The 6,239-nt window shown below is 40.5% G+C and carries 7 protein-coding genes; all 7 read left to right on the top strand.

All coding sequences use genetic code 11. From position 1 onward, the window contains the following. Positions 1 to 58: 58 nt before the first annotated feature. Positions 59 to 415 (top strand): four helix bundle protein, encoded by a 357-nt coding sequence (locus tag WBM98_RS09180; RefSeq protein WP_424365724.1) that lies wholly within the window; start codon positions 59 to 61, stop codon positions 413 to 415. Then, on the top strand, positions 415 to 1,539 hold the full coding sequence (gene nuoH, locus WBM98_RS09185) for an NADH-quinone oxidoreductase subunit NuoH (RefSeq protein WP_424365725.1): 1,125 nt from the start codon (positions 415 to 417) through the stop codon (positions 1,537 to 1,539). Before WBM98_RS09180 ends, nuoH begins: the two co-directional genes overlap by 1 nt. A gap of 3 nt (positions 1,540 to 1,542) precedes the next feature. Continuing rightward, complete coding sequence (locus WBM98_RS09190) at positions 1,543 to 2,019, top strand: 4Fe-4S binding protein (RefSeq protein WP_424365726.1); 477 nt, start codon at positions 1,543 to 1,545, stop codon at positions 2,017 to 2,019. 4 nt (positions 2,020 to 2,023) lie between these two features. Beyond that, complete coding sequence (locus tag WBM98_RS09195) at positions 2,024 to 2,548, top strand: NADH-quinone oxidoreductase subunit J (RefSeq protein WP_424365727.1); 525 nt, start codon at positions 2,024 to 2,026, stop codon at positions 2,546 to 2,548. Next, complete coding sequence (gene nuoK / locus WBM98_RS09200; RefSeq protein ID WP_424365728.1) at positions 2,545 to 2,862, top strand: NADH-quinone oxidoreductase subunit NuoK; 318 nt, start codon at positions 2,545 to 2,547, stop codon at positions 2,860 to 2,862. Before WBM98_RS09195 ends, nuoK begins: the two co-directional genes overlap by 4 nt. A gap of 101 nt (positions 2,863 to 2,963) precedes the next feature. Then, a complete protein-coding gene (nuoL, locus tag WBM98_RS09205) occupies positions 2,964 to 4,883 on the top strand; it encodes an NADH-quinone oxidoreductase subunit L (protein ID WP_424365729.1) in 1,920 nt (639 codons plus the stop codon). A gap of 9 nt (positions 4,884 to 4,892) precedes the next feature. Next, the coding region (locus WBM98_RS09210) for a complex I subunit 4 family protein (RefSeq protein ID WP_424365730.1) at positions 4,893 to 6,239 on the top strand (1,347 nt) is incomplete at its 3' end.

Consider the following 6,239-nt stretch of genomic DNA (forward strand, 5'->3'; position numbering starts at 1 on the left):
GACAGATGACGGGTGACGGGTGACGGGTGACGGGTGACGGGTGAAAAGTTGTTTTATTATGGAGAGTAGCTTTAAATTTGAGAAATTAAAAATATGGAACAAGGCTATGGATTTAGGCGATGATATAGATAAGTTAGCCGAGAGTTTTCCGAAAAAAGAACTTTATAACTTATCCTCACAGATAAGACGAGCTTCAGATTCCATTGCGTTAAACATATCTGAGGGAGCTATTGGACAATCAAATCCAGAGCAAAAAAAGTTTGTGGGATATGCTATACGCTCTTTAGCTGAAGTGGTAACGTGTTTACACAAAGCCAAAAGAAGAAATTACATAGTAGAAAAAGAATTTGATAACTTTTATGAAAAATCATTTCATTTAATGAATATGATGATTGCATTTAGAAATAGATTATAATGTTTAGATTAATCATTCAATATTGGGTATCGATCATCAGCCTTCCGTCTTCGGTCTTCGGTCCTCGGTCATTGAGCATAACAAGAGGTATTCACGATTGGCTTTACAGCACAATGTCTGAGAATATGGCCTATTTTATCGAAATGGTCTTGATCGCAATCGTCTATCTTACCATCTTTGCAGTAGCGGGATTGTTTTTGGTTTTGCTCGAAAGAAGGGTCGCTGCCTGGTTTCAATTGCGGATTGGCCCAAATAGGGTTGGTTTTCACGGATTGTTGCAAACAATGGCCGATGCCTTGAAATTACTTTCCAAAGAGCTGACAGGCACTGAAAAAGCAGATAAATTCCTATATAATCTTGCCCCCTACTTCGTGATTATTTCAGCCTTGATGGCTTTGGGGGTCATACCGTTTACGCAAGATTTCCAAGCATTTGACATCAATATTGGCATACTTTTCTTAATTGCGATTTCTTCCATTGGTGTTATTGGAATCTTATTGGGAGGCTGGAGCAGCAATAATAAATTTGCCTTAATCGGCGCGATGCGAAGTGGTGTCCAAACCATAAGCTATGAATTGTCTATAGGTTTATCCCTCTTGACCATGATCTTGATCACAGGAACATTACAGCTTTCCGAAATTGTTGAAATACAGAAAGATGGTTGGCTGATCGTGCAAGGGCACATTCCCGCCATAATCGCCTTTATGATCTATATGATTGCCGGAACGGCAGAAACGAATAGGGCCCCCTTTGATATGGCCGAGGCCGAATCGGAATTGGGTGCAGGTTTCCATACCGAATACTCAGGAATGAAGTTCGCCTATTTCTTTTTGGCAGAGTTTATAAACATGTTCATCATTGCCGCCATCGCGACCACGGTTTTCTTTGGAGGATGGTTATCTCCTTTCGGCATCACAGAATCAATACCGATTCTTGGTGTATTTTGGTTTTTGGTTAAAGCATTGGTCCTTGTGTTTTTGATGATGTGGTTTCGATGGACGTTTCCTCGGTTACGTATAGATCAATTATTGACGTTGGAATGGAAATACCTGCTCCCACTCAACCTAATGAATATGATAATAATGGCCCTGATTGTCTGGCAAAAACTAATCATCCAATTTTAAACTATGGGATATTTTTCAGATATATATAAAGGCATAAAATCACTCCTAACGGGCATGAGTGTTACCGGCAAGTATTTCTTGCATTCCAGAAAAGGGGCCATTACACAACAATATCCCGATAACCGCGACACGTTGAAGATGTTCGACCGTTTTCGGGGAGAGGTCATCATGCCCCATGATGAGAGTAACCAGCACCGATGTACGGGATGCCAAAAATGTGAGATCGCCTGTCCCAACGGTACTATCGAAATCATTTGGGATCGGGGAATCGATGAGGAAACAGGCAAGAAGAAAAAGAAAATCGACAAGTTCGTGTATCATTTGAGCATGTGTACCATGTGTGGACTTTGTATTGATGTTTGCCCTACTGATGCCATTAAGTGGGGTCAGAATTTTGAAAATTCGGTTTATGATCGAACTGCGTTAACCAGGGTTTTGAACAAACCAGGGTCTAAACTAATGCCAGGAGTAGAAGATTAAAAGCATGGAAAGAATTATTTTTTACACATTAGCCCTAGTCATGATTGTCTTTGCAATCGCTTCGGTTACCAGCCGTAAAATGTTGCGTTCGGTCATTTACTTGCTGTTTACCTTATGCGGTATTGCAGGTGTCTATTTTTTAATAGACTATAATTTTCTAGCGGCCATTCAATTGACTGTCTATGCAGGCGGCATCATCGTTTTGATCATATTTTCGGTATTGCTGGTGCACCACATAGAGATGGAATTGGAAATTGCCAAAACCTCCAAGCAGTTATTAACTGCCGTTGCCTGCTTATTGGGCTTAGGTGTGTTCTTAACAACCATATATTCCCATGAGTTCAATGTTGTGGAAAATTCATTGACCACCACCACAGCTGAGATCGGTGCCAAACTTTTGAGCTATGAAGCTGGCGGGTTCATTCTGCCCTTTGAAGTGATCAGTGTGCTTCTACTGGCTGCCATGGTCGGTGCCATCATCATTGCCAAGGGAGCCAAATTAACCGATAAAAATGATAAAGCCTTATGATACCAGGAATTAGCATTTACGAAATACTCACGGTAACTTCAATATTGTTTTTTATAGGTGTATATGGATTTATCACCCGAAAAAATTTGATTTCCATCTTGATTTCTGTTGAATTGATATTGAATGCCTCAGTCATCAATTTCGTAATCATCAACAAATATCTATATCCTGAAATGTTACAAGGCGTATTGTTTTCGCTTTTCATTATTGCCGTGGCAGCAGCTGAAACCGCATTGGCAGTATCCATTATTATTGGATTATATCGGCAAATCAGTTCGGTGGAAGTTAAAGATGTAGAAACCATGAAGTATTGATAAGTATTTAAAGTGAGCTAAAATTTGAATTTTAAAATGATAAATGGACAATAAAGACTTTGGGCGCGCTAGTCATTCTAGACACTTAAAACTTATAGAGCATGAACTTTAGTTATATCATATTGATTCCTTTAATTCCTTTGGTAGTTTTTCTGCTTTTGGGAATTTTCAACCAGAAAATAAAACCTGCCGTATCAGGTTATATTGGCGTTTTAGGCCTGTTGACCTCAACCCTATTGTCTTTTTACACCACTTATCAATATTTCTTTGTTTATGGCAAAGCAAATGGGGTGTATCAAACATTGGTGCAAAAAACCGTATGGATGAACTTCACCGACACGCTACGAATAGAAATGGGTGTTCTGGTTGATCCCATTTCAGTAATGATGCTTATTGTAGTTTCCATAGTTTCCCTAATGGTACATATATACAGCAGGGGCTATATGAAAGGGGATGATGGGTACACTCGATTTTTTGCCTTTCTTTCCTTGTTTTCTTTTTCCATGTACGGATTGGTACTGGCTACGAACCTATTTCAAATCTATATTTTCTGGGAATTGGTGGGTGTTTCCTCTTACTTATTGATCGGTTATTACTATACCAAACCATCGGCGGTATCTGCGGCCAAAAAAGCATTTATCGTAACACGGTTTGCAGATTTGGGATTTTTAATAGGAATCCTAATCGTTGGCTATTATACAGGAACCTATGATTTTGAGACCTTGAACAATCCCGAAGGAAATGCCATTCTTAACTGGGCATCTACTTCATTTATGGGATTATCAGTTTTGACATGGGCATTGATTCTCATTTTTATTGGGGGTGCGGGAAAATCGGCCATGTTTCCCCTTCACATTTGGTTGCCTGATGCCATGGAAGGTCCAACGCCCGTTTCTGCTTTGATCCATGCGGCTACCATGGTGGTAGCCGGTGTGTTCTTGGTAGCCCGATTATTTCCCATGTACTACTTTGTAGAAAACGGATTCGCACTGAATATTGTGGCCTATGTTGGTGCCTTCTCGGCCTTATTTGCAGCAATAATCGCCGTTACCCAAACTGACATTAAACGTGTTTTGGCATTCTCAACCATGTCTCAATTAGGGTATATGATGTTGGCTTTAGGTGTTTCTGGGTATGACGGCCATGAGGGTCTGGGCTATATGGCCTCTATGTTCCATTTATTCACCCATGCCATGTTCAAGGCCTTATTATTTCTATGTGCAGGTTCTGTAATTCATGCCGTACATAGTAATTATTTAAAGGATATGGGTGGATTAAGAAAGTTCATGCCCATCACCCACATCACCTTTTTAATTGCTGCATTGACCATAGCCGGGGTACCCCCATTTGCAGGATTCTTTAGTAAGGATGAAATCTTGGTAGCGGCTTTTGAACATAACAAACTTATCTATTTTGTCGGGGTGTTCGTTGCTGGTCTTACAGCATTCTATATGTTCAGAATATACTTTGGAATATTCTGGGGTAAGGAAACCAAGTATGAACATAAACCACATGAATCCCCATTTTCAATGACCTTTCCTTTAATGGTTTTGGCCTTATTGAGCATCGTTGGCGGATTCATTCCTTTTAGCAAACTCGTCACAGCGGACAAAGCGGGATTTGAAGCGCATTTGAATTATCCCCTCGCAGCTGTTGCGATTGGGGTCGGTTTCTTGGGAATAGTCCTTGCCTGGATTTTCTATAAAAAGGAAAATGATCTTGCAAATAAAATGGTCAACTTTTTCGGTCCATTTTACAAATGGACCAGTGATAAATTTTATTTCGATGAGATCTATCTTTTTGTAACCAAGAAAATACTTTTTGATCGTGTATCGGCTCCTATCGCAAAATTCGATAAGAAATATGTTGATGGTACCATGGTCGGTATTGGCAATAAAACAGTTTGGACCTCAGAAAAGATAAAAAGGTTGCAATCTGGTAAAGTACAGGATTATGCCTTCGTATTTATTGCTGGGGTGGTTGTACTTGCCATAGTATTTATTTACTTCTGGACGAAATAATAGGATGATATGGACATATTAACTCTTTTTATCATTGTACCCATGCTAACCATACTTGCCTTGGTTTTCACTCAAGGCTTGAAACAGGCGCGTATCGTTTCGTTGATTGGCAGTCTTGTACAGTTTGGTATGGCCATTAATCTTATCATCGCTTATTTTAAGGAACGCGCTGTGAATAGCGACATCATGGTCTTTACCAAAGATCTGGTTTGGTTCAAAGAATTCAATATTCACTACAATATTGGTGTCGACGGAATTTCTGTCGCTCTCCTATTGTTGACGGCAATCGTCGTACTGGCAGGCGTATTCATTTCATGGAAAATAGATGACCTGCCTAAGGAGTTTTTTGTTTCCCTAATCGTCCTTTCCATTGGTGTTTACGGCTTCTTTATTTCCCTCGATCTGTTTACCATGTTCGTGTTCTTTGAGATTGCGGTAATTCCCATGTATTTATTGATCGGTATTTGGGGCACAGGTCCGAAGGAATACTCTGCCATGAAATTGACATTGATGTTGATGGGTGCTTCTGCAGTACTTTTGGTGGGTATTTTAGGGATCTATTTCAATTCAAACGCTGATGGCGGGGCTTTGACCTTCAATATCTTGGAGATTGCCAAAGTGAACATCCCCATTGAAGCACAAAAGTTGTTTTTCCCCTTAACCTTTATAGGCTTTGCGGTAATAGGGGCATTGTTCCCCTTCCATACATGGTCGCCCGATGGTCACGCTTCCGCTCCAACTGCCGTTTCGATGCTCCATGCCGGGGTATTGATGAAGTTAGGAGGCTATGGGGTATTCCGAGTTGCCATGTATTTATTGCCCGAGGGTGCCTTACATTGGTCATGGTTCTTTATTATCCTTGCAGCAACAGGTGTAATTTACGGAGCCTTTGCTGCCATTAAACAAACTGATTTAAAATACATAAACGCGTATTCCTCGGTAAGCCATTTGGGTATGGTACTGTTCGCCCTTTTAATGTTGAACAAAACAGCCTGGAACGGAGCTATTTTGCAATCGCTCTCCCACGGATTTATGACGGCCCTTTTCTTTGCCCTGATCGGAATGATCTATGGAAGAACACATACAAGGGATGTCACTAAACTAGGTGGTTTACTAAAAGTAATTCCATTTATATCAGTCATATATGTAATAGCCGGTTTAGCCTCGTTAGGCCTTCCCGGTTTTAGTGGATTCGTTGCGGAAATGAACATTTTTGTGGGGGCCTTTGAACATGACGATATGTTCTATAGGATAGCAACGATTATTTCTGTTTCGGCCATCGTGGTTACAGCCGTTTATATTCTACGTGTGGTGGGTATCATGCTCATGGGACCTGTTACGAATGAAGCGTTCTTG

This window comes from Maribacter sp. (assembly GCF_049667165.1).
Taxonomy (GTDB): domain Bacteria; phylum Bacteroidota; class Bacteroidia; order Flavobacteriales; family Flavobacteriaceae; genus Maribacter_A.